General features: G+C 70.7%; 21 protein-coding genes and 4 pseudogenes. 11 read left to right on the plus strand and 14 right to left on the minus strand.

Annotated elements, in window-relative coordinates:
• Positions 1 to 2 precede the first annotated feature (2 nt).
• From AB0G52_RS24760 to AB0G52_RS24800, 9 genes are all read right to left on the minus strand, one after another.
• Positions 3 to 1,019 (minus strand): NAD-dependent epimerase/dehydratase family protein, encoded by a 1,017-nt coding sequence (locus tag AB0G52_RS24760; protein ID WP_132888625.1) that lies wholly within the window; start codon positions 1,017 to 1,019, stop codon positions 3 to 5.
• Positions 1,016 to 1,333, minus strand: coding sequence for an antibiotic biosynthesis monooxygenase (locus tag AB0G52_RS24765; RefSeq protein WP_132888624.1), 318 nt, complete (start codon positions 1,331 to 1,333; stop codon positions 1,016 to 1,018). Before AB0G52_RS24765 ends, AB0G52_RS24760 begins: the two co-directional genes overlap by 4 nt.
• Complete coding sequence (locus AB0G52_RS24770; RefSeq protein ID WP_132888623.1) at positions 1,330 to 1,647, minus strand: antibiotic biosynthesis monooxygenase family protein; 318 nt, start codon at positions 1,645 to 1,647, stop codon at positions 1,330 to 1,332. Before AB0G52_RS24770 ends, AB0G52_RS24765 begins: the two co-directional genes overlap by 4 nt.
• Positions 1,647 to 2,357 carry an SDR family NAD(P)-dependent oxidoreductase gene (locus AB0G52_RS24775; protein ID WP_361338702.1) on the minus strand — a complete coding sequence of 237 codons (711 nt, stop codon included), beginning with the start codon at positions 2,355 to 2,357 and terminating at the stop codon, positions 1,647 to 1,649. Before AB0G52_RS24775 ends, AB0G52_RS24770 begins: the two co-directional genes overlap by 1 nt.
• A 48-nt stretch (positions 2,358 to 2,405) precedes the next feature.
• Complete coding sequence (locus AB0G52_RS24780; RefSeq protein ID WP_361338705.1) at positions 2,406 to 3,338, minus strand: amidohydrolase family protein; 933 nt, start codon at positions 3,336 to 3,338, stop codon at positions 2,406 to 2,408.
• 6 nt (positions 3,339 to 3,344) lie between these two features.
• Positions 3,345 to 4,100 (minus strand): SDR family oxidoreductase, encoded by a 756-nt coding sequence (locus AB0G52_RS24785; RefSeq protein ID WP_361338708.1) that lies wholly within the window; start codon positions 4,098 to 4,100, stop codon positions 3,345 to 3,347.
• Entirely contained in the window at positions 4,097 to 4,471 is a 375-nt protein-coding gene (locus tag AB0G52_RS24790; RefSeq protein ID WP_132888619.1) for a TcmI family type II polyketide cyclase, read from the minus strand. Before AB0G52_RS24790 ends, AB0G52_RS24785 begins: the two co-directional genes overlap by 4 nt.
• A gap of 164 nt (positions 4,472 to 4,635) precedes the next feature.
• The gene (locus AB0G52_RS24795) at positions 4,636 to 5,958 is read right to left on the minus strand and encodes an acyltransferase domain-containing protein (protein ID WP_361338711.1); all 1,323 of its coding nucleotides are present in this window, start codon (positions 5,956 to 5,958) and stop codon (positions 4,636 to 4,638) included.
• A complete protein-coding gene (locus AB0G52_RS24800) occupies positions 5,955 to 6,854 on the minus strand; it encodes an ACP S-malonyltransferase (protein WP_132888618.1) in 900 nt (299 codons plus the stop codon). Before AB0G52_RS24800 ends, AB0G52_RS24795 begins: the two co-directional genes overlap by 4 nt.
• 558 nt (positions 6,855 to 7,412) lie before the next feature.
• On the opposite strand from AB0G52_RS24800, the gene AB0G52_RS24805 reads away from it, so the two are divergent.
• The 9 genes and pseudogenes from AB0G52_RS24805 (at position 7,413) to AB0G52_RS24845 (ending at position 12,525) form a co-directional block, all read left to right on the plus strand.
• Positions 7,413 to 7,679 (plus strand): hypothetical protein, encoded by a 267-nt coding sequence (locus tag AB0G52_RS24805; protein WP_093779986.1) that lies wholly within the window; start codon positions 7,413 to 7,415, stop codon positions 7,677 to 7,679.
• A complete protein-coding gene (locus tag AB0G52_RS24810; protein WP_361338715.1) occupies positions 7,676 to 8,068 on the plus strand; it encodes a PIN domain-containing protein in 393 nt (130 codons plus the stop codon). The genes AB0G52_RS24805 and AB0G52_RS24810 overlap by 4 nt, the downstream gene beginning before the upstream one ends.
• 201 nt (positions 8,069 to 8,269) lie before the next feature.
• The gene (locus tag AB0G52_RS24815; RefSeq protein WP_132888615.1) at positions 8,270 to 8,656 is read left to right on the plus strand and encodes a CPCC family cysteine-rich protein; all 387 of its coding nucleotides are present in this window, start codon (positions 8,270 to 8,272) and stop codon (positions 8,654 to 8,656) included.
• Positions 8,653 to 9,384, plus strand: coding sequence for a HEAT repeat domain-containing protein (locus AB0G52_RS24820; RefSeq protein ID WP_361338718.1), 732 nt, complete (start codon positions 8,653 to 8,655; stop codon positions 9,382 to 9,384). Before AB0G52_RS24815 ends, AB0G52_RS24820 begins: the two co-directional genes overlap by 4 nt.
• A gap of 3 nt (positions 9,385 to 9,387) precedes the next feature.
• A pseudogene (locus AB0G52_RS24825) lies at positions 9,388 to 9,639 on the plus strand (DUF6000 family protein); the annotation flags it as partial.
• 270 nt (positions 9,640 to 9,909) lie between these two features.
• Positions 9,910 to 10,338: pseudogene (locus AB0G52_RS24830) on the plus strand (hypothetical protein); the annotation flags it as partial.
• Between the two features lie 75 nt (positions 10,339 to 10,413).
• Positions 10,414 to 11,325: an aminoglycoside phosphotransferase family protein gene (locus AB0G52_RS24835; RefSeq protein WP_361338721.1), complete on the plus strand. Its 912-nt coding sequence runs from the start codon at positions 10,414 to 10,416 to the stop codon at positions 11,323 to 11,325.
• A 1-nt stretch (position 11,326) separates the two neighbouring features.
• Positions 11,327 to 12,020: pseudogene (locus AB0G52_RS24840) on the plus strand (class I SAM-dependent methyltransferase).
• 49 nt (positions 12,021 to 12,069) lie between these two features.
• A pseudogene (locus tag AB0G52_RS24845) lies at positions 12,070 to 12,525 on the plus strand (hypothetical protein).
• An 809-nt stretch (positions 12,526 to 13,334) separates the two neighbouring features.
• Here AB0G52_RS24845 and AB0G52_RS24850 read toward each other — a convergent pair.
• The 4 genes from AB0G52_RS24850 to AB0G52_RS24865 are packed head-to-tail and all read right to left on the minus strand — an operon-like array spanning position 13,335 to position 16,472.
• Entirely contained in the window at positions 13,335 to 13,751 is a 417-nt protein-coding gene (locus tag AB0G52_RS24850; RefSeq protein ID WP_132888612.1) for a nuclear transport factor 2 family protein, read from the minus strand.
• Positions 13,752 to 13,808: 57 nt separating this feature from the next.
• The gene (locus tag AB0G52_RS24855) at positions 13,809 to 15,056 is read right to left on the minus strand and encodes an epoxide hydrolase family protein (RefSeq protein ID WP_361338724.1); all 1,248 of its coding nucleotides are present in this window, start codon (positions 15,054 to 15,056) and stop codon (positions 13,809 to 13,811) included.
• Complete coding sequence (locus AB0G52_RS24860) at positions 15,053 to 15,706, minus strand: DsbA family oxidoreductase (RefSeq protein WP_361338727.1); 654 nt, start codon at positions 15,704 to 15,706, stop codon at positions 15,053 to 15,055. Before AB0G52_RS24860 ends, AB0G52_RS24855 begins: the two co-directional genes overlap by 4 nt.
• A gap of 19 nt (positions 15,707 to 15,725) precedes the next feature.
• Positions 15,726 to 16,472, minus strand: a complete 747-nt coding sequence (locus AB0G52_RS24865; RefSeq protein WP_132888610.1) for an NAD(P)H-dependent oxidoreductase — start codon at positions 16,470 to 16,472, stop codon at positions 15,726 to 15,728.
• A 44-nt stretch (positions 16,473 to 16,516) separates the two neighbouring features.
• Between AB0G52_RS24865 and AB0G52_RS24870 the strand changes: the two genes are divergently transcribed.
• The gene (locus AB0G52_RS24870) at positions 16,517 to 17,044 is read left to right on the plus strand and encodes a MarR family winged helix-turn-helix transcriptional regulator (RefSeq protein ID WP_132888609.1); all 528 of its coding nucleotides are present in this window, start codon (positions 16,517 to 16,519) and stop codon (positions 17,042 to 17,044) included.
• Between the two features lie 211 nt (positions 17,045 to 17,255).
• On the opposite strand, the gene AB0G52_RS24875 is transcribed toward AB0G52_RS24870, so the two are convergent.
• Complete coding sequence (locus AB0G52_RS24875) at positions 17,256 to 18,044, minus strand: helix-turn-helix domain-containing protein (RefSeq protein ID WP_165939343.1); 789 nt, start codon at positions 18,042 to 18,044, stop codon at positions 17,256 to 17,258.
• Positions 18,045 to 18,350: 306 nt separating this feature from the next.
• Between AB0G52_RS24875 and AB0G52_RS24880 the strand changes: the two genes are divergently transcribed.
• Complete coding sequence (locus AB0G52_RS24880; RefSeq protein ID WP_132888607.1) at positions 18,351 to 19,334, plus strand: aldo/keto reductase; 984 nt, start codon at positions 18,351 to 18,353, stop codon at positions 19,332 to 19,334.
• Positions 19,335 to 19,695: the final 361 nt, after the last annotated feature.

Consider the following 19,695-nt stretch of genomic DNA (forward strand, 5'->3'; position numbering starts at 1 on the left):
CGTCACCCGCCGACCGGCTGCAGCGTGCGCGGCCCGGCGGCAGCCGAGCGCATCCACTCGGCCTGGCGCCGCAGCCCGGTGCGCAGATCGACGGTGGGCCCGTAGGCGAGCAGCTTCGCCGCGGCGGTCAGGTCGGCGTGGGTGCTGCGCGCGTCCCCGTCGGCGGCCGGCCCGTGCTCGTACACCACGGGCCGTCCCACCACCTCGCCGACCAGCCGGATGAGCTCCAGCACGGTGACGGGCTCGCCGCTGCCGGTGTTGACGGCGACGGCCCGCGCGTCCGCGTCCGCGGCGAGCAGGTTCGCCCGCACCGCGTCGGACACGAAGGTGAAGTCGCGGCGCTGCAGCCCGTCCCCGTACACGGTGAACGGCCGGCCCGTGAACGCGGACTCGATCATCCGGGTGATGGCCATGTCCGCGCGCTGCCGGGGCCCGTACACCGTGAAATAGCGCAGGGCCACCATGCTGGTGACCGCGCCCGGCCGGCGGGCGTGGGCCAGGGCGAGCTGTTCGGTCATCAGCTTGCTCGCGCCGTACGGCGACAGCGGGGCCGGCAGCCTCGACTCCGCCGTGGCACCGTCCTCCGCGCCGCCGTAGACGCTGGAGGACGACGAGACCACCGCGCGCCGGACACCCGCGCGGCCCGCCGCGTCGAGCAGGCGGTGGGTGCCCAGCACGTTGCTGTCGGCGTACTCGGCGAAGTCCTCGCCCCACGAGGCCCGCACCCCGGGCCGCGCGGCCAGGTGGAACACCGTGTCCGCGCCGTACAGCAGGGGCTCCAGCTCGGCGGTGGCCAGATCGGCGCGCACCAGCACGAACCGCGGGTCGGGGCGCAGTGCGCGCAGGTTGCGGGCGCACACCTCGGCCGGGTGGCCGCGCAGGTGGTCGACACCGGTCACCAGCCAGCCGGCCGCCAGCAGCGCCTCGCACAGGTGGGAGCCGATGAACCCGGCGGCGCCGGTGACGACGGCCCTGCGCCCGGCGGGGGCCGTCGTCGTACCGCTGTCGGCGGATGTCACGGCCTGGCCCCGGTACCGGCGCGGTCGACGGCGATCTCGTGGATCACGCGCTCGACGGGACCCGCCCAGAACGGGCGCAGCGGGACGGTGTTCTCCCGGTGGATCGGCGCGTCCTCCCAGGCGAGGAACTTCTCGGTGCTCTCCCAGTGCCCGAGCAGGGTGTAGCGGTCGGGGTCCTCGCTGTGCCGCAGCAGCTGCTCGCCGAGGTGGCCGGGGGTGCCGCCGACCTTGGCGCGCACCTCCTCGAAGGCCCGCTCGAACTCCTGCGACGTGCCGGGCTTGATACGCGCCGACACCATGACGTAGACGCTCATGAGGCCTCCTTGTGTTCGACGATGTCGAGGACGTCCATGCGCACCGTGGTGCGCATGGCGCGCAGTCCCGCGGTCGCGGTGTCCTGTCGTTCGCTGGTCTCGAAACGGTGGTAGGTGGCGCGGTCGGACCAGTCGGAGGTGATCACGTAGGTGATCTCCTCGGGACCCGGCCGACGGCACAGCGTCTGGCGCAGGCAGCCCGCCTGGTGCTGGATCCAGGCGGCCACGGCCGCCCATTCCCGCTCGAAGGCTTCGGCGGCCTGCGGCGACACCGTCATGGTCAGGACGGCGCGCACCGTACGCGCGTCGCCCATCAGATGCCTCCGTCGACGACGATCGTCTGGCCGGAGACGAACCGGGCGCCCTCCCCGGCGAGGAACACCACCACGTCGGCGACGTCCTCCGGGGTGCCCAGCCGGCCCAGGGCGGCCAGCGCCTCGTACCGCTTGCGCACCTCTCCGGTCAGCCCCGCCGCCTGGTCGGTCTCGATGATCCCCGGGGCCACCACGTTGGCCCGGATGCCGCGCGGTCCGGCCTCCTTGCACAGGGAGCGGGTGAAGCCGTAGATCGCCGCCTTGGACGCGGTGTAGTGGGTGCGCGCGACCATGCCGATCATGGCGACGGCGGAGGCGATGTTGATGACGGAACCGCCCTCGCCCATCGCGGGCAGCGCCGCCTTGGTCACCTCGAAGGTGCCGCGCAGGTTGGTGTCGAGGACGCGGCTCCACTCGTCCCCGTCGAGTTCGTCGAGGGTGCGGTGGCTGACGACGCCCGCGTTGTTGACGAGGACGTCGAGACCGCCGAGCGCCTCGGTGGCGGCCGTGACCAGCGCGCGGCACTGCGCGGGGTCGGCCACGTCGGCGGCATGCACGACATGGTCGCCGCCGTACTGCCCGAGGTCGGTGCGCAGGGCGGCGGCCGCCGCGCCGTCGCTGCGGCCGCAGGTGTGCACGGTGGCGCCCCGCGCGGCGAAGGCCAGCACGATGGAGCGGCCTATGCCGCGCGTGCCGCCCGTGACGAGCACGCGTTTTCCTTTCAGATCACTGTCCATTCCGCGACTCCTGTTCTCCGGTCAGGAAACCGGCGTGGGCGAGGACTGCAGGCCGTACAGCTCAAGGGCGTTGCGGTGCGCGACGCGCTCCAGGTCGCCGGCGGCCAGAGGGGCTTCGGTCACCAGGCGCAGCGTGGGTTCGAGCGCCTCCATCAGGGGCGGTGCGTCGGTGCCGAACAGGACCCGGTCCGGGCCGAGCACCGCCAGGTTGGCCGCGAGGTTGTGCGGGCTGGGGCAGGAGGTGTCCACGTGGATGCGGCGCAGTCCCTCGCTGGGGAGGAACTCGGGCTCGCCGCCGCCCCGCGGTACGGCGGCGAGGTCGAGTTTCTCGGCGAGCTGGGCGACGGCACCGCCGCCCGCGGCCGCCACCAGCACCAGGCCGGGGTACTTCTGCGGTATGCCGGCGCGCAGCAGGGCGGCCAGTCCGGCGGTGACGTCGTTGAACCGCCCGACGTGCTCCACCATGCCGAAGTCGCCGAGGCTCGCGGCGCCGACCGGCCGGGCCGGCGGGTGCAGCAGCACCGGCACGGCCAGTTCGCCCGCCATGGCGAAGAACTGCTCGGCGCGCGGTGAGCTCAGGTACTCGTCGTTGACACTGGAGTTGACGACGAAGCCCACGAACCGCCAGTCCTTCATCAGCTCCTGTGCCTGGGACAGCATGCGCTCGTCGCCCGTCGGGTCCAGGTAGGCGTAGGTGCGCAGGGACTGCGGGTACCGGTCGACCAGTTCGGCCATGAGTTCGTTGTGGGCCCGTACCTGGTCCGCGGTCTGCCGGTAGTTGTCGACGTCCGGCAGGGGCAGCATCACGCCCGCCCCCACCGGGCTGCCGATCACGGTGAGCTCGATGCCCAGTGCCCGTTTGCGGGCGATGACGGCCTCCGGGTCACGCAGACTCGGCGGACCGCCGCCCTTCTCACCGGGCGGGCTGAGATGGCCGTGGATGTCGATGAACATCGGCGCTCACAGCCGGTCGAGCCGCGGCGCGCCGGGCGGGGCCGACATCAGGGTGGTGGTGAACTCCAGCTTGCCGAGGACCGGCACCGTCGCGCCGTACATGCCGTCGGCGCCCGGGCCGACCAGGAAGTCGATGACGTCGGCGACGGCGGACGGCTTGGTCGCCTGCTCGAAGTTCATGTGCGGCCGCTGTTCGCGGGCCCGCTCGGTGTCGGCCATCGTCATCACGACGGTGTGCGCGTGCACGCCCCGGCCCTTGACCTCGTGGGACAGGGACTTCACCCAGGCCTGGAGCGCGGCCTTGGCGGCGGCGTACGCGCCGAAGCCGGGGAACGGCTCGGTCGCGAGCACCGAGCTGAGGAAGATCAGGTGGCCGCCCTCCTCCAGCTGGGGCAGCACCGCCTGGGTGGCCGCCACCGCGGACAGCACGTTGGCCCGGTACATGCGCTGGTAGGCGTCGAGGTCGGTGAGCATGACGGGGCCGATGTGGAACCCGCCGACGAGATGGATCAGCCCGTCGACGCGGCCGAACCGGTCGATCGTCTCCGAGACGGCCTGCCGGGCCCGCAGCGGCTCCGTCGTGTCGGCCACGACGGTGGCGATCCGGTCGGCGGCGTCGACGGACTCGGCGATCTCCTTCAGGCGGGCCTCGTTGCGGGCGGCCAGCATCAGCCGGTGACCGGAGGCGGCCAGCCGCGCCGTCACCGCCCCGCCCATGTCGCCGGTGGGGCCGGTCACCAGGAACACGCGTGCGTCGCTCATGCCGGCTTCACCGCGCCGTAGCCCTCGGGGACGCGGGTGGTGACCGTGCGCATCATGGCGCGGGCGAAGAACTCCTTGGCGCCCTGCGGGTTGGACATGTCCCGCCGGTCCTCCTCGACCAGGTACTTGTCCAGCTCCTGTTCCACGTACTGGATGCTGGGGTCCTGCGAGAGGTGGGCCATCACCTTGCGGAAGTCACCCTCGAACTCGATCATCCGCACGATCTGCTGGTCCTTCATGAACACCGAGGTGCTCAGCAGCCGGGTCTCGGCGTCGATCTCCGGGTTCGGCGGGTCGTAACTGGCCAGCAGGTTGGCGACGTCCTCCTCCGTACCGGGGCGAACCCGGAACGTGACGGCATAGCGCTGCATGTCTCCTCCTGAGACGAGTGATGACGGGACGAGTGGTGACGGGACGAGTGGTGCGGAAGGGGGATCCGGGCATCCGGCGAGTCGTCCGGATCGGACTCGGACCTCAAGTACACTGATCCATAAGGGAGTTGACCCGTTACGTGCACCGCGGAACACGAAGAACACTAGGCGGGCGCGTCACGGCTGTCGCCCGTCGGCGGGACGGGTCCCGGCCTCCTACCGGAGTGGGAGACGTCCCCTCGAACGGACACCGCCCGCCAGTCGAGGGGATACCCCTCCAGCCAGCAGGCCGCCGCCGCGCCCAGCAGCGCGCGCCGGTCCGCGCCCGGCCCGCCCCGGCGCTGCGGCAGCATGGCGACGACGGCGCTGCGGCCCTCCACGACCGCGGGGTGCCGCCGTGCCAGGTTCGTCAGCATGCGCCCGGGCCCCGCCTCGATCAGCAGGACGTCCCGCTCGCTCAGGAGCGCGTCGAGCGCGGGCCCGAAGAGGACGGGGCGGCACACCTGCGCCGCCCAGAAGGCGGGATCGGTGGCCTCTTCCGGGCGCAGCCGGCGCGCGGTGATCGTGGAGTACACGTCGGTCGCGGGCGGCCGGAGCACCGTCCTCGCCAGCGCCGCCTCCGACGTCGCGGCGAGCGGCGCGAGCAGCCGGGAGTGGAACGGCAGGGGGATCCGCGCCCTGATGGCGGTGTACCCGGCGGCCTTCAGGCGGGACGCCGCGGCGGCCAGCCCCTCCTCGGTGCCGGCCAGCATGGTCTGGTGCGGCCCGTTGACGACACCCACGCTCACGTCGCCGCCGAGGAACTCCGTCAGCCGTTCGACGGGAGCCGCCACGGCCAGCAGCCCGCCCGGTACCGCCTCGCGGTAGGCGCCGGCGCGGGCCGCCAGCAGCGACGCGGCGTCCACCGGGTCGATGACCCCGGCGACCGCCGCCGCGGCCAGTTCGCCGACGCTGTGCCCGACCAGCGCGGCCGGCCGTACGCCCCAGCTCTCGACGGTCCGGGCGAGCGCGTGCCCCAGGGCGAACAACAGGGGCTGACCGCGTTCGGCGGCGTCGACGGGGACGACGGGGTCCTCCGCCAGCCAGTCGGCCCGCAGCAGGTCGCCGTGGGCGCCGAAGGCGGCGAACACCTGGTCCATCCGCCGGGTGAACTCCGGTTCCTGCCCGTACAGTTGGGCGCCCATGCGGGGGTGCTGGGCGCCGTGGCCGTCCAGCATCAGGGCGACCGGCCGAGGTGGCCCGTGCCGGACCGCCGTCCGCACGGTCGCGTCGCGGACCGCCGCCGGGGCGTCGTCCGCGGGACCCGTGCCGGCGACGACCGCCGCCCCGCGCACGGGGAGGTCGGGATCCCGGTGGTCCGCCAGCAGCCGGTCCAGCCGCTCGACATGCCCCGGGTGCCGGGTGAGTTCGCCGAGTATCTTCCGTCTGAGCAGCGGTTCGGCCCGTTCGTCCCGGGCCGACCAGGCGAGCAGCAGGGGGCCGCTCATGGCACCTCCAGCGGTTCGAGGCGTACGAAGGGAACTGCGGAGCCCCGGCGGGCCACGTCGCGCAGGATGTCCCCCGGCCCCGCGTCCCAGAGCGCGCGGGCACCGGCCTCGCCGGCCGCGGCGACGGCGTCGCTCCACCGCACCGGCAGCAGCAGCCACCGGGTCAGCAGATCCGCCAGTCCGTCCGCGGTGACCCGGCGGCGGGCGTCCACGCTGGAGACCACGGGGACACGGGGATCCCGGTACCGCACCCGCTCCACCGCCGAGCGCCAGCGGGGCAGCACCTCCGCCATGAGCGAGCAGTGGTAGGCGCCGCGGATCGGCAGCAGCCGCACCACCGCGCCGCGGTTCCTGGCCAGGTCGCCCGCCAGTTGCGCGGCCTTGGCGTCCCCGCACAGGATCGTCTGGGCGGGCCCGTTGAACCCGGACGGTTCGAGCACGCCGCCGGTGTCGGCGATCGCCAGCCGGCACACCCAGTCCACCTCGCTGGGGTCAAGCCCCATGAGGACGACGAGTCTGCTGGGACGTTCGCGGTCCTGCTCATGCCCGACCAGCCCCAGCTCGAACATCAGGTCGAGGCCGTCGAGGGGGTCGATGGCGCCGGCGTAGGCCAGCGCGGTCATCTCGCCGAGGCTGTGGCCCAGCGTCACCGGGTGGTCGGCGTGCTCGCCGAACCGGCGCCACGCCGAGAGCAGGCCCGCGGCATAGGTGCATGGCTGTCCGGCCCTGGTGTCCGCGAAGTCGATCTCGGCGGCCCGGGTGACCCCCAGCCTGCCGAACAGCCGCCGCACCAGCGCCGTTTCCCCGTTGGCGTCGAGGACCGCATCGACCGCTCGCCGGTCGATCGCCTGGCCGGGAAAGGCGACTCCGGCCACTTCCGCTCCGTGTTGGCTCACGCCTGAACCGTAGGAGCCGCGGCTTTCCCGGTCTTCCTGCCGCCGGACCGATCTGCGCCTCCGCCTGCCGACGGAAGAACCGGTCCCGGGGGCTGTCCCCGCCGCGCGTCGTCAGGACACCGCACCATCTGACCGCCGACGAGGGCGTCGCCCTGGCCGTGGCGGCGGTCGGCGGCCTCGGGACGCCGCTCATCACCAGCGTGGGAACCTCACCTCTCACTCGGCAGCGCGCAGCGGTCGCCGACCGTCGCGCTGCTCGGCGGCGCCGTCGCCACGCCGGCGGCCGCCGCCGGCAGCGCACTCACCGCGCCGCCACTCCCGTTTGCGTGGCTGCCCACCGGCACGCGCCGGGCAGCCCCCTCGGCGGCCCGCCCCTCACAACGACCTCTCCCGCTGCCGCCCGGCTCCCGATACGGCACCGTCCACCCCTGCCGGCACCGCGGTCCATCACAGGGAAAGTCGGCAAGGCCCCCCTCGCCGATGCGCTCACTTCCTCCGGCTCGCCAGCATGTGAGCAGCACATCAGCACTGCAGGCCATACCACGCTATGGTTGATGTATGGCTACCAAGAAGGTGACTATCACTCTCGACGAATCCCTGGTCGAAGCCCTGGCCGGAGCCGCCGAGGAAGAAGGCATCCCGCTCTCCCGCCTCGTCGCCGGAGCAGCGGAACGCGAGCTGCGCCTGCGGGCCGGCCGGGCCGTCATCCAGGAGTGGCAGGCCGAACACGGCGCCTTCACTCCAGAAGAGCTCGCCGCCGCCCGCGCGGATCTGGCCGCCGCCGACGCCGAGTACCTCAGCAGCTCGGGAGCCTCGGCCGCGTGAACATCCCCTACCTGTACGACGCCGGGGTGCTCATCGCCATCGACAACGACGACCGACGCATGTGGGCCCGCCACAGCCTGGCCCTCGAAGACGGCCGCGACATCCACGTCCCGTCCGTCGTCGTCAGCCAGGCATGGCGGGACTCCCGCCGCCAGGTCAGACTCGGCAGATTCCTCGCCGGGTGCCACGTCGTACCCGTCGGCCTCGAAACCGCCAAGACCGCAGGCATTCTCTGCGGCAAGGCCGGCACCTCCGACATCGTCGACGCAACCGTCGCGACCATGGCAGCCACCCTCGGCGCCATCGTCTGGACCTCGGATCCAGACGACATCCGCCGCCTCATCGACGCCCAGGACATCAAACCGGCCACTGTGATCCGCATCGTCTGAGCACCGATCGTCTCCGACGACCCAGCTCGTACAGGCTGTGAGATCGCCGAGGCGGAGACAGGTGCAGCGACCTGCCCGCGCGGCGTTTGGTGACTGTCTGCGGCGGAGCCCCCTCCAGGGTTTTGACCTGCGGAATGCCCGGGACCCTGGAGGCAGAGAAACCCATGGCACCCCGGTGGGACCAGCATCGAGACTGCACGGGTGAGCGACTCCTACCCCTGCCCGTGCTGCGGACACCGCGTGCTGGGCGAGATGCCCGGCTCGTACGAGATCTGCCCCGTCTGCTTCTGGGAGGACGACGGGGTCCAGTTCCGCTGGCCCACCATGGCCGGCGGGGCGAACAAGGTCTCCCTGATCGAGGCCCAGCGCAACTACCAGGACTTCGGCGCCTGCGACGAGCACGGCCGCCGGTACGTCCGCCCTCCGGCCGAGGATGAGCCGCTCGACCCCGCCTGGCGCCCCATCGATCTGGCACGGGACTCCTTCGAGGACTGGGCGGCCGAGGACCGCGTCCCGTGGCCCGACGACCACTCGGTGCTCTGCTGGTGGCTGCCCACCTTCTGGCGCCGGGACCACTCCGCGTCATGACCTCCCACATCGAGACACTCGTCCAGCAGCTCGACGGCAAGGCCGACGAGTCCTACGACGCCCGCGCGGAGCTGATCTGGATCGGCGCCGACGCCATACCCGCCGTCATCAACGGCCTGCCTTCCCTCGGCGGCTTCGGTCAGCTGACCGCCATCGAAGTCTTCGAGGAGGTGGGCGATCCCCGTTGCGGCCCCGCTCTCATCGGCCTGCTGGACAGCGACAACCCGACCGTCCGCGAATGGGCGGCCATGGCCCTGGCGAGCCTGAAGATCGACGGCGCGGTCGAGCCCGTGCGCCACGCCTATCGCGCCTGCCTGGAACGGGCGACGCCACCAGACTGGAGCGAGCCGGAAGGCATCCGCTGGGCCCTGACCGAACTCGGCGCACGCACCCCCGTCGTCCCGCCGCTCACCGCGCGCCTACGAGCCACCGCTGCGGACAACGCCCCGGGCTGGCCCTCGACCCACTTCACCGAGATCATCAACGACCTGGCCGACCACGCTCAGGTGATCCTCTACTCCCAGTTCTGGCGCGTGGACGCCGGCCGCACGTACGGCATCTCCGGCACCGGCCTGGACTGGGAACTCGACTGGACCGCGCCCTGGGAGCACCTGGTCGAGGAGTCCCGCGCCTGGTCCCTGCTGGAAGCCTCCGAAACCCCCGTCGGCGACAACATCTTCGTCGCCCCCACTTGGATCGACCGTACCGACCTGTACCCGGAGAGGTGACCGATGCCGTCCCAGCACCCCGAGGAAGTCGGCTACGGCCATGTGGTCGAGAGCTACGTGACGAGGACGTACGGGGGCCTCCCGCGCCATCTCGTACTGAACGGCGCGCGGTTCCTGGGACCCCGGTGGTGGCACACCACACGCTTTACCCGGCATCTGATCGCTGACGCCGCCGCGATCGACGACGAGGAACTGGAAGCCCTCCTCGGGTACGAATGGCGCTCGCGTCTCACCGCCGGCTGGCTGATCGGCGTCAACCGCCGCGAACAGTTCCGAGCACGCATCGGCGACCTGCTGAGTGGGTCACGAGCGTGGGGCGCCTCGGCTACCCCAGCTACACCCCCGCCGAACAGCGCCGCTGGACGGACCTCCAGTGCGAGTTCGCCAACGGCTGGACCCGGCCGTAGCAGCCGTCTGACTGCGGCTACGTGAAGTCCGCGTACGCCATGTATCGGCCGCACGTGCGGCACATGAAGAGGTAGCCCGTGGGCTGACTGTCCTTGTCCAGAGCACCCAGATAGCACTGAGGAGCACCTGGCCGGCCTCGGCCTGCCGCAGATCACCGCCGACCACCTGCGGATGCTCCGCGAGGCGGCCACGCTCATGGCGCTCAACAAGGTCGAGCTGGACGGGCACATCTCCAACGTCGGCCCGTGCTGGTTCTTCCCCGCCGCCACCTCCGTCGTCTTCGACCTGGACGACGAGATGGGCGGGATGCTCGACGAGGTCTACCACGGCGGCTGGTTCAACGAGCACCGCCGGATCGAGTCCATCAAGGCCCACGCGGCGCTCGGCGGCCGGCTCGTGCATGGGTGCCAGTCCGTGCCGGACCAGTCCGGCGGCGTGGTCGCGCCCTACGGTGCCTCGATGGCGAACTTCCGTGACGATCTCGCGGCCTTCAAGGCGGGCTGGATCGAGCAGGTCTACGCCCACCGAGTGAACCCCGCCGCGTAACCCACCCGATCAGGCTCCGGGACGGGCCGGTATCTCTCGCCCGCCCGGACGCCACCATCTCCCCGGAGCCCTCCTGTGACCACGAACCCCAGCGCCGAACTCCTCGACAACCTGCTCACCGCGACCGGCCAGACCACCGCCGTACGGGAGGAGGTGCGCGTGTGGTCCATGTCCGGCGTCGAGCGCGTGGCCTTCCCCGACGGCTCCACGGCCATCTTCAAGTACGCCAAGAAGCCCTTCGACAGCGAGGACCAGACCCTCCGCCTGGCCCACACCCTCGGCGTACCCGTCCCCCAGGTCCACGCCTCCGCCGTCCTGGACGGCTGGCTCGGCATGCTCATGGAGGACCTCGGACCGTCCGTCCGCGAGGCCGACGACCTCGACGGCGTCGCCGCGGCCGTGATCCTGCACGGCACCCGTACGGCTCCGCCCTTGCCCGTCCTCGACCAGAACCGGCTGCGGACGCTGCCAGCCAGGGCGCTTGAGCATCTCGAACGGCTCCGCAAGGCCGATCGGTGGCAGGACGCCGACGACGTCGAGGACGCGCTCGACCGTATCGCCCAGGCCGCCGAGGCCCGCTCGGCCGGAGCGACGCTGGAACCGTTCGGCTGGGTGCACTCCGAGTTCCACCCCACCAGCCTCCACATCGGTGATCGCGGGTGGCGACTGCTCGACTTCGCCCGCGCCTTTACCGGCCCCGGCCTGCTCGACCTCGCCAGCTGGCACGGCACCATCGAGCCCCCGCACCCCGTACGCCTGCGCGTCTTCCTGGAGCAGTACGTCACCGCCGGCGGTACCCCTGACGCCCTCGCCCCGCGCGGCGGGCTCACCGCCGAACACTGGGCCCTGGGCTGGCACCGCATGTGGGCCGTCGAGTGGTTCATGGAGCAGTCCGTCCGCTGGATCAACGACCCGGCTACCGACCCCGCCTACATCAAGGCCGTCCGCCGCCACCTCACCGACGTCCTCCACCTCCTGGAGATCTGACGTGCTCGCCCAGGCATCCCCGTGGCATGCCCACGCCGCCCAGCGCACCGCCGCCGGACTCGCCGAACCCCTCTCCGTACCCGCCCGGATGGAATGGACCACGAGACCCGGCCAAGGACCCGGAGCCGACGCCCTCGGCGCCGACCTGCGCGGCAAGCGACTGCTGGAACTCGGCTGCGGCCCCGGCCACAACGCCGCCCACCTCGCCACCCGACACGGCGCCCACGTCACCGGCGTCGACCTGGTCGGCCTCCAGGTCCGCCGCACCCGCTCCCATTACGGACGGCTGAACAACCTCGCCTTCGTCGCCGGTCACGCCCTGCACTACCTGCACGCCTCCGGCGAGCAGTTCGACGCGATCTACTCCGTCTTCGGGGCCATCGGCCTCGTGGCCCCTGAGCTTCTGCTGCCAGCCATCGCGCAGCGCCTCACGCCCGGACGCGTGCTCGTCTTCTCCGTCCCCCACCCGCAGCGTGGTGGCCGAAGCTCCTCGGGCGATGACCGGCCCCGCCGCGACCACGTCACTCTTCCCGATCGAACCCGCCTGCCCATCGGCCGCTGGGATTTCGCCACCGACCGCTGGGAGAGGCACCTCAGCTAGGCGGGCTTCTGGCTCAACCCCGGCCCACGAGTTCCACGACCCCCGCATGGGCCACTGGCCTACCACCCTGCTGATCCGCGCCCGCAAGCTCTGACCAGCCATTCGCCCCGGCTTCCCCCGGAGGAACCGATGCGCCGCCCTACCTGCTCCTCGACATCGACGGCGTCCTCATTCCCTTCCCCGACGCAGCGGGCTCGGCCCCGGCCACCCACGCCCGCCACGACGTCGTCCCCACCGGCCGCAGCGCCGACAACCCGGTCTTCTCATGGACGTGATCCGCACCGGCCTGGTCACTCCCGTCTGGTGCACCAGCTGGCGCCAGGACGCCACCACCCTCATCGGGCCCCTTCTCGACCTCCCGGCCCTGCCGCACGTCGACCTGCCACGTCCCCAAATCACCACCAGCCACCCCAACGGCTCCCGCCGTCTGGATCGACGACGACTTCACCAGCCTCGACCACGCCTGGGCGGCGGAGCGCACCGCCCGCGGAACGATGACTCTCCTCGTTCAGCCCGACCCACACCTCGGGCTGCAGCCCAAGCACCTGCCTGAGGTGACGAGGTGGGTCGCGCAGTTACCCGTAGTCCGAGCCGCCTGACGACTGATGCCCTCGCTGTCACGGACGACGAGGGCATCAGGGTGCGTAACGGGCGGCCCGAACGCTACCTCGACTGCTGGGCTGGCGTATTCGGGCCTCCCCCCTCTCCATGAGTCATGCCACGTCAGGCCGTCGACCCGTTGAGGCGGTACTCCTCGGAGGGCATCGAGTCCCATTCGGTATTCGCGCCGTCGCGCGTCACCAAGAACAACGGGCGCGATCGAAGGACCGACCCGACCAGCTGCCCACGCATGACGACCCCGGAATCATCCGGTCCTGCGTAGCCCTCGGGCGTGTAGCGGAAGGGCACGTCCTTTGCCTCGGCATACGCGATTGCGTCGCTCTCCAGCCCAAAGGCCGCCCGACCCGCTCCACCGCAGGTCAGACGGCCTTTCGCCGGGGCGTGTCAGACGTTGAAGCGGAACTCCACCATAAGGCTCTGACCTGCGAAAATGCACGCGTATCCAGCACCTGTCCAGCACGGGCACCGAGACAAGACGCTAGAAGACCCACGATTACCAAATTCTAGGCGGCCCAGGCCACATCCGCCTCGAGCCAGCGACAGTACGTCGCTTCAACCTTGAGTCAGCGTCCTGACCCATGCCAGGTGGCTTGGTCCCTGAATTCATCCGCAGAGGCTCCCCCGCCGGAAACGCGCGAGGGGACCGCGTGCGGTGCGCAGATCGCTGAGCCTCTGTTGTTCGTCAGCCGCTGCTGGTGGCGGTCGGGAGGCGGCCGAGTTCGCGGCCCTTCATTCGATAGGACTCGCCTTTGAGGGAGTGGACCTCAGCGTGGCGGAAGGCTTCGACCTATGCGACAGGTACGCGCAGCATGCGGCGTGCGAACAGCCACTCACCGTCGATCTGCACCAGTTCGTCTTCGTAGTCGCCGTAGACCTCGATGCGGGTCTGGCCGCCGGAGACGTCGAGTCTGTAGCCGTAGCAGTAACCGGTGGCGGTTGTCCCGTCGCCGTCGACCAGGAGGTTCACCGTCCAGTGCCGAGTCGACCCTTTGCGCAGCTCGTTGTCCTTCCTGGCGAATTCGGCGATCGCGTCGCGTCCGTGCACTTCGAGCGTGGGCTCGGTCTCGTCGCCCATGAACATTTGCCAGCGGCCGTCGGGGGTGAAGAGCTGGGCCCAGCCCGAGGGGTCGTGGTAGTCGATGCGGCGGACGTAGGTGCTGTAGAGCTGGTCGATGTTGAGCCGGTCCTCGACGGTGAGCGCCATCGTTGACGTCCTTTCTGTGGTTCCCGAACAACGGGATCTGCCGGAGTGGAGGTGCTGCTAGCGGAGTTCGAACGCGCGGACGCCCGCGCGGACGTCGGCGAGGAAGAGGTCGGGCACTTCGAGGGAAGGCATGTGGCCGCCGCGGGGGGCGCGGGCGTAGTGGCGCAGGTTGGCGAAGCGGATCCGCGCGAGCCGCTCCGAGGGGGCGTAGACGTCGCTCGGGTAGGCGGTGTAGGCCGTCGGTGCGGTAATAGCGACGTCCTGGGCCGCGGCACCGAAGGTGGTGCCGAAGCTCTCCCAGTACAGACGCGCCGAGGAGACAGCTGTGGCGTTGAGCCAGTAGACCATCACGTTGTCGAGCAGGACGTCGCGGGAGAACGCGGCTTCCGGGTTGCCGCCGTCGGCGTCGGACCAGGCGGAGAACTTCTCGATGATCCAGGCGCACTGGGCAGCAGGCGAGTCGGCCAGTCCGTATCCGACGGTCTGTGGGCGGGTCGATTGCTGTACGGCGTAGCCGGTGCCCTGTGCGCCCAGTCGCCCGAACCTTTCGAGTTCGGCGAGTTCATCGGCTGTGGGTTGCCCGGTGTCGCCGCGAGGCGGCAGCGCGAAGTTCAAGGTCACCCCGGCGATGCGGTCACCGTGGCGGACGGCCAGTTGGGTGGAGACCGCCGCGCCCCAGTCGCCGCCGAGCGCGACGAACCGGTCGTAGCCGAGCCTGGTCATCAGCTCGGCCCAGGCATCGGCGATGCGCTCGACCCCCCAGCCCGTGCCGGTGGGCTTCGAGCCGAAGCCGTAGCCGGGAAGCGAGGGAATGACGACGTGGAAGGCGTCGGCGGCGTCGGCGCCGTGGGCGACTGGATCTGTGAGCGGTCCGACGAGGTCGACGAAGTCGAGAACCGAGGTCGGCCACCCGTGAGTGAGCACGAGCGGTACGGCGTTCGCGTGCGGCGAGCGGACGTGGATGAAGTGGATGTCGAGTCCGTCGATCGTCGTCACGAACTGCGTCACGGCGTTCAGGCGCCGGGCGACGCGTTGCATGTCGTAGTCGTGCTGCCAGTACCCACACACCTCCCGCAGGTAGGAGAGCGGCACGCCTTGGGACCAGTCGTCGACGGTCTCGGCGTCCGGCCACCGGGTGCGGGCCAGGCGGTCACGCAGGTCGGCCACCTGGTCGTCGGTGATCTCGACACGGAAGGGGACAATCTCCGGCCCGGCCGGGGTCGCGTCGGGTCGCGGTACAGCGCACACACCGTCGACGCACACGGCGCCGGTCGCCTCGCCCATGGATTCGAAAGGCGCGCTCATGCCGGCCTCCCGCTCATGGAAGTGGCCCGCTCCAGCGCCGAGAGGAACAGTTCGGGCGACTGTGCCCCCGACACCGCCAGCCGACCGTCCAGGACGTAGAACGGGACGCCGGTGATCCCGTAGGCGGCGGCTTGGGCCTGATCGGCGTGGACCTCGGGCAGGTAGGTCTCCTCGCGCAGCGCCGCCAGCACCTCGTCGCGATCGAGTCCGACCTCGGCGGCGAGCCCGGCGATCACCTCGGGGCCGTTGAGGTTGCGTCCCTGCTCGAAGTAGGCGCTGAGCAGTCGCTCCTTGAGCTCGCCCTGCAGGTCGTGCGCCTTGGCCAGGCGCAGGGCCTGGTGGGCGAGCACGGTGTTGGCGGGGCGCAGCGCGTCGTAGTCGAACGCCAGTCCCTCGCCGGCGGCGACGTCGGTGACCTGGTTCAGCATCTGCTGCGCCTGTTCGACGGGGATGTGCTTGTACTCGGCGAGGAAATCGGCCTGGGTCCCGGGGTAGTCGGCCGGGGTGTCCGGTGCGAGTTCGAAGGAGTGGTACTCGATCTCGACCCGGCCGTCGAAACGGGCGATGGCCTGTTCGAGCCGGCGCTTGCCGATGTAGCACCAGGGGCAGGCGATGTCGGACCACACGTCGATCTTCACGACGTCGCTCATGATGGTTGCCTTCTTCCGGTCAGCGGGATGGATTCGTCCGCGCGCCGGACCGCAGGCGGTCCAGGACTGCGGTGACGTGGGACGCGGCCGACGTCTCGGCCTCGGCGAGCTGCTCCTTCGCCTGCTCGCGCAGGAACGCCATCGCCGGGTTCTGGTCGGCCGATGTGAGCTCGGCCCGGGCGAAGGACAGCTCGAGCCCCCACGCGTCGCCCAGCAGACGGGTGAGGTACGGCGTGACGAAATCCCATCCCTCGCGCGGCGTACCGGGGTCGTATCCACCGCCTCTGGACTCGACGACGATCGCCTGCCGACCGGCCAGGAACGTGCCGTCGGATGCGGCGGGACGTGCGTCGAGGCAGATCAGGTCGATCCACTGCTTCAGACCCTGCGGCACGCCCCAGTTGTAGATCGGAGCTCCGATCACGATCGCGTCCGCGGCGAGCAGCTCTCCCACCAGCTCGTCCACGAGTGCGGCCGCCCGCGCCTGCTCAGGAGTGCGCTGCTCGGGCGGGAGATGCGAGCCGGGGACGCCGGCGTGCCACAGCGGCGGCAGCGGAGCACTGCCGACGTCGCGGCGCGTGACCGTGCCGTCCGGATGCTGCTGACGCCACTGCTGTTCGACGGCATCGCCGAGCTGGCGGCTTACCGATCCTTCCGACCGGATGCTCGCGTCGACCCGCAACAGATTCATGGTGTTGCCCTTCTTCGTTCCAGCGGTACGCAACAACAATACGTTGTTTTTCAGATCAGTTGTCAAGGCGACCATCTGCAGAGACGCATTCTTGACCAGGATCTGGTACGCTCGCGGCCATGGACGCACCCCAGGCCACACAGACGGAACGGGCTCCGTTCGGGATCTCACTGGCCGTGGTCCAGCACGCGTTCCTGCACGCGTCCGAAGCCGCCTTCACCGACCTGCCGGGCGGGTCGCGCGGTTATCTGGTGCTCGGGGTCTGCTCGCACCAGGCGCCACCCACCCAGGCGGCGTGCGCCTATCAACTGGGCATCGACCGCACCGTGTTCACGTACCTCGTCGACGACCTCGAACGTGAGAAGTTGGTCGAGCGCACCCCCGACCCGAACGATCGGCGCGCTCGACGGATCGCCATCACGGCCAAGGGGGCGCGCATGCTCGACAAGATCAACGATCGGCTGGCGCAGAGCGAGCAGCACACGTTGCGCGGGTTGAGCGCAGCGGAGCAGGAGACCCTGCGAGATCTGCTGTGGCGGGCCGCCGCCGCGACCACACCCGACGCGTCCACCTCGGCCGAGCTCGCGAAACAACTCGGTCGGGCCAACGGAACACGGGAGCGACGAGCGCGCCGCGCCACGAGCTGAGCCGCGACCTCGACACGACTGGGCGCCTCCCGCTACCGGGCCGCGCTCGGCGTCGGACGGAGGGGGTGCCGGAGGGTCATGCGTTCAGCAGATCGGCGACCTTCTCAGCGAGCGCCTCGCTCAAGGCGGGGTTCTGCCCGGGGACGACGCTGCCGTCTGCGCGTGGCGCGGTCGGTTTCGGTTGAAGACCGCCCGGCTCCTTCGCGCGAGCTCAGAGCGCGAGATAGACCACGACGCGTAGCCGCTGGACGTCCAGGGTCTGCATCTTGACGTGGCGGTAGCGCTGAGCGCTTCCGTCCGGCTGGAGGAAGGTGATGACGCCGGGCGCGTACTCCTGCACGTGGAACTTCTGCCACAGGTGCGCCGCGTTCTCGTCCTCAAGGATCATCGACGCGACCTCATCGGCTCGGGGGTCGTACCTGCGGTTGTGGTGGTACGAGGTGCGGAACTGGCCGACGACGCTCCGCGCCTCCCGTTCCCATTCGACATTGCGTCGCCGGTACTCCGGCCACCGCAGCAACAGCCAGAGAAAATTCCGGTGCTGCGCGGGCAGGTCCGCGAGGTTCATCGTCAAAGCCGTGTAGGCGTCGTTCCAGGCGAGGAAGTCCCAGTTCTCGTCGAGGATGAATGCGGGGTTCGGCATCATCGTGTGCACCAGCGCCAAGAGCTCGACGGACGCCACGGGACGCTGTAGCGGGCGGCGCTCGGGAGGCGTTGACGCATCGGCAAAGGACAGCAGGTAGCGCCGCTCGTTGTCGGCGAGCTGAAGCGCTCCCGCCAGGGCGGACAGTACGGCCGTGGTCGGGCGTGCCCGTGCCTGCTCCAGCCACGTGTACCAGCCGACGCTCACGCCGGCCAGGGCCGCTACCTCCGAGCGTCGCAGCCCCTTGGTACGGCGGCCCTCGCCTCGCGGCAGACCGACCTGCTCAGGGGAGACCTGCGCACGGCGCGAGCGCAGGAACGCCGCCAGTTCCTGCGCTGAACTGGATGGGTCGGGCACAGCACCGATCGTAAGGGCAGTTCATCGGCCCGCTCGCTCGCGGCGGGGAGCAACGGCTGTTCCACACCTCGGACAGCCGCTGTGCGGGGGCGTCCGGTCGGCGTCCTGTGATGGTGATGCGGCACCAACGGGATGTTGATGAAGCTGCACCGCCTGCTGTGCGAGGTCCCATGCTCAGGCTCTCGAGGGCAAGAGCGTCCGAGGCTGTTGGTATGCACCACACCTGGCCCGCAGGGCGGCCCTGGATGTGGCCGTACGGTGGTCTGCGGTTTCGCCGTCGTGGCGGACACATGTGAGGAGCTTTTGATGCAGACAGTACGGCTGGGAGCCACTGGCCTGGAGATCAGCCGGATCGTGCTCGGGATGATGAGCTACGGCAGGCCGGCCAGCGGGTTGCACGAGTGGACCGTGGACATCGACGAAGCCCGCCCGCTCGTGCGTAGGGCCTTCGAGGCGGGGATCACGGCCTTCGACACCGCCAACGTCTACTCCGACGGCACCAGCGAAGAGATCACCGGCATTCTCCTGAAGGAGCTGGGAGCGCGCGAAGAGGTGCAGATCTTCACCAAGGTTCATGGCCGCATGCGTCCGGGGCGCAACGGCGCCGGGCTGTCCCGCGCCGCCATCATGACGGAGATCGACGCCTCTCTGACGCGGCTGGGAGTCGACTACGTGGATCTGTACCAGATTCACCGCTTCGATCCGCTCACCCCGGTCGAGGAGACGATGGAAGCGCTTCACGACGTCGTGAAGGCCGGGAAGGCCCGGTACATCGGCGCGTCGAGCATGTGGACGTGGCAGTTCGCGTTGATGCAGCACGCTGCGGAGCGGCAGCACCAGACGAAGTTCGTGTCCATGCAGGACCAGTACAACCTGCTGCAGCGGGAGGAGGAGCGCGAGATGCACCCGTTCGCGGCCGCGACCGGTGTCGGTGTCCTTCCATGGAGTCCGCTCGCCCGGGGCCGACTCGCTCGCCCGTGGGGTGCGCCCGGGTCCGGCACACGGCAGTCGACCGATGAGTTCGGCAAGGGGCTCTACCAGGGTCAGGAGGATGCGGACGAGCGGATCGTCTCAGCAGTTCAGGCACTCGCCGAGGAGCGGGGCGTGTCGATGGCTCAGGTGGCGTTGGCGTGGGTGCTGGCCAAGCCCGCCGTATCCGCACCGATCGTGGGAGCGACCCGGCAAGGCCACATCGACGATGCGATCGCCGCAGCCGGCCTTGAGCTGCGACCGGACGAGGTCGACCGGCTCGAGGCTGCCTACACCCCGCGACTCCCCCAGGGCTTCTGAAGCACGCCATACCTGGCCCCTCACACCGGCTCAGGCAGCCGGCCGCAGGGCAGGAACCGAACGGCTACCTGTGTGCGGCGGTACCACCTTCACTGCTCCAGGACGCGCCGGCATCGCCCAGCATGGACGCATGCTGATCCACGACTGCGAGGTCCTCACTCCTCCTCGCGCCGTACTGGCACACACCCGTGGTGCTGCACCCGCCGACGGCAGGAGCACCCCGGCCCGCCCAACCCAGATCACCGGGGTCTGCCGGCGTGAGGTCGCGCGGGGGGCGGGCGTCCAAGCTGACCATCACGCGCGCTTCGCAGCGGGGGCTGGGGCGTGAGTGTTAAGGAGCGCCGGCGTCGACGCCGAGTGA

The organism is Streptomyces sp. NPDC021562 (genome assembly GCF_040640875.1).
Taxonomy (GTDB): Bacteria; Actinomycetota; Actinomycetes; order Streptomycetales; family Streptomycetaceae; genus Streptomyces.

Coding starts and splice junctions, on each gene's coding strand:
- AB0G52_RS24770 (WP_132888623.1), bottom strand. CDS start 1,647: ATGGGCGACGCGCGTACGGTGCGCGCCGTCCTGACCATGACGGTGTCG.
- AB0G52_RS24855 (WP_361338724.1), bottom strand. CDS start 15,056: ATGAGCGCGCCTTTCGAATCCATGGGCGAGGCGACCGGCGCCGTGTGC.
- AB0G52_RS24765 (WP_132888624.1), bottom strand. CDS start 1,333: ATGAGCGTCTACGTCATGGTGTCGGCGCGTATCAAGCCCGGCACGTCG.
- AB0G52_RS24880 (WP_132888607.1), top strand. CDS start 18,351: ATGCAGACAGTACGGCTGGGAGCCACTGGCCTGGAGATCAGCCGGATC.
- AB0G52_RS24790 (WP_132888619.1), bottom strand. CDS start 4,471: ATGCAGCGCTATGCCGTCACGTTCCGGGTTCGCCCCGGTACGGAGGAG.
- AB0G52_RS24780 (WP_361338705.1), bottom strand. CDS start 3,338: ATGTTCATCGACATCCACGGCCATCTCAGCCCGCCCGGTGAGAAGGGC.
- AB0G52_RS24865 (WP_132888610.1), bottom strand. CDS start 16,472: ATGGTCGCCTTGACAACTGATCTGAAAAACAACGTATTGTTGTTGCGT.
- AB0G52_RS24795 (WP_361338711.1), bottom strand. CDS start 5,958: ATGAGCGGCCCCCTGCTGCTCGCCTGGTCGGCCCGGGACGAACGGGCC.
- AB0G52_RS24860 (WP_361338727.1), bottom strand. CDS start 15,706: ATGAGCGACGTCGTGAAGATCGACGTGTGGTCCGACATCGCCTGCCCC.
- AB0G52_RS24870 (WP_132888609.1), top strand. CDS start 16,517: ATGGACGCACCCCAGGCCACACAGACGGAACGGGCTCCGTTCGGGATC.
- AB0G52_RS24850 (WP_132888612.1), bottom strand. CDS start 13,751: ATGGCGCTCACCGTCGAGGACCGGCTCAACATCGACCAGCTCTACAGC.
- AB0G52_RS24820 (WP_361338718.1), top strand. CDS start 8,653: ATGACCTCCCACATCGAGACACTCGTCCAGCAGCTCGACGGCAAGGCC.
- AB0G52_RS24785 (WP_361338708.1), bottom strand. CDS start 4,100: ATGAGCGACGCACGCGTGTTCCTGGTGACCGGCCCCACCGGCGACATG.
- AB0G52_RS24805 (WP_093779986.1), top strand. CDS start 7,413: ATGGCTACCAAGAAGGTGACTATCACTCTCGACGAATCCCTGGTCGAA.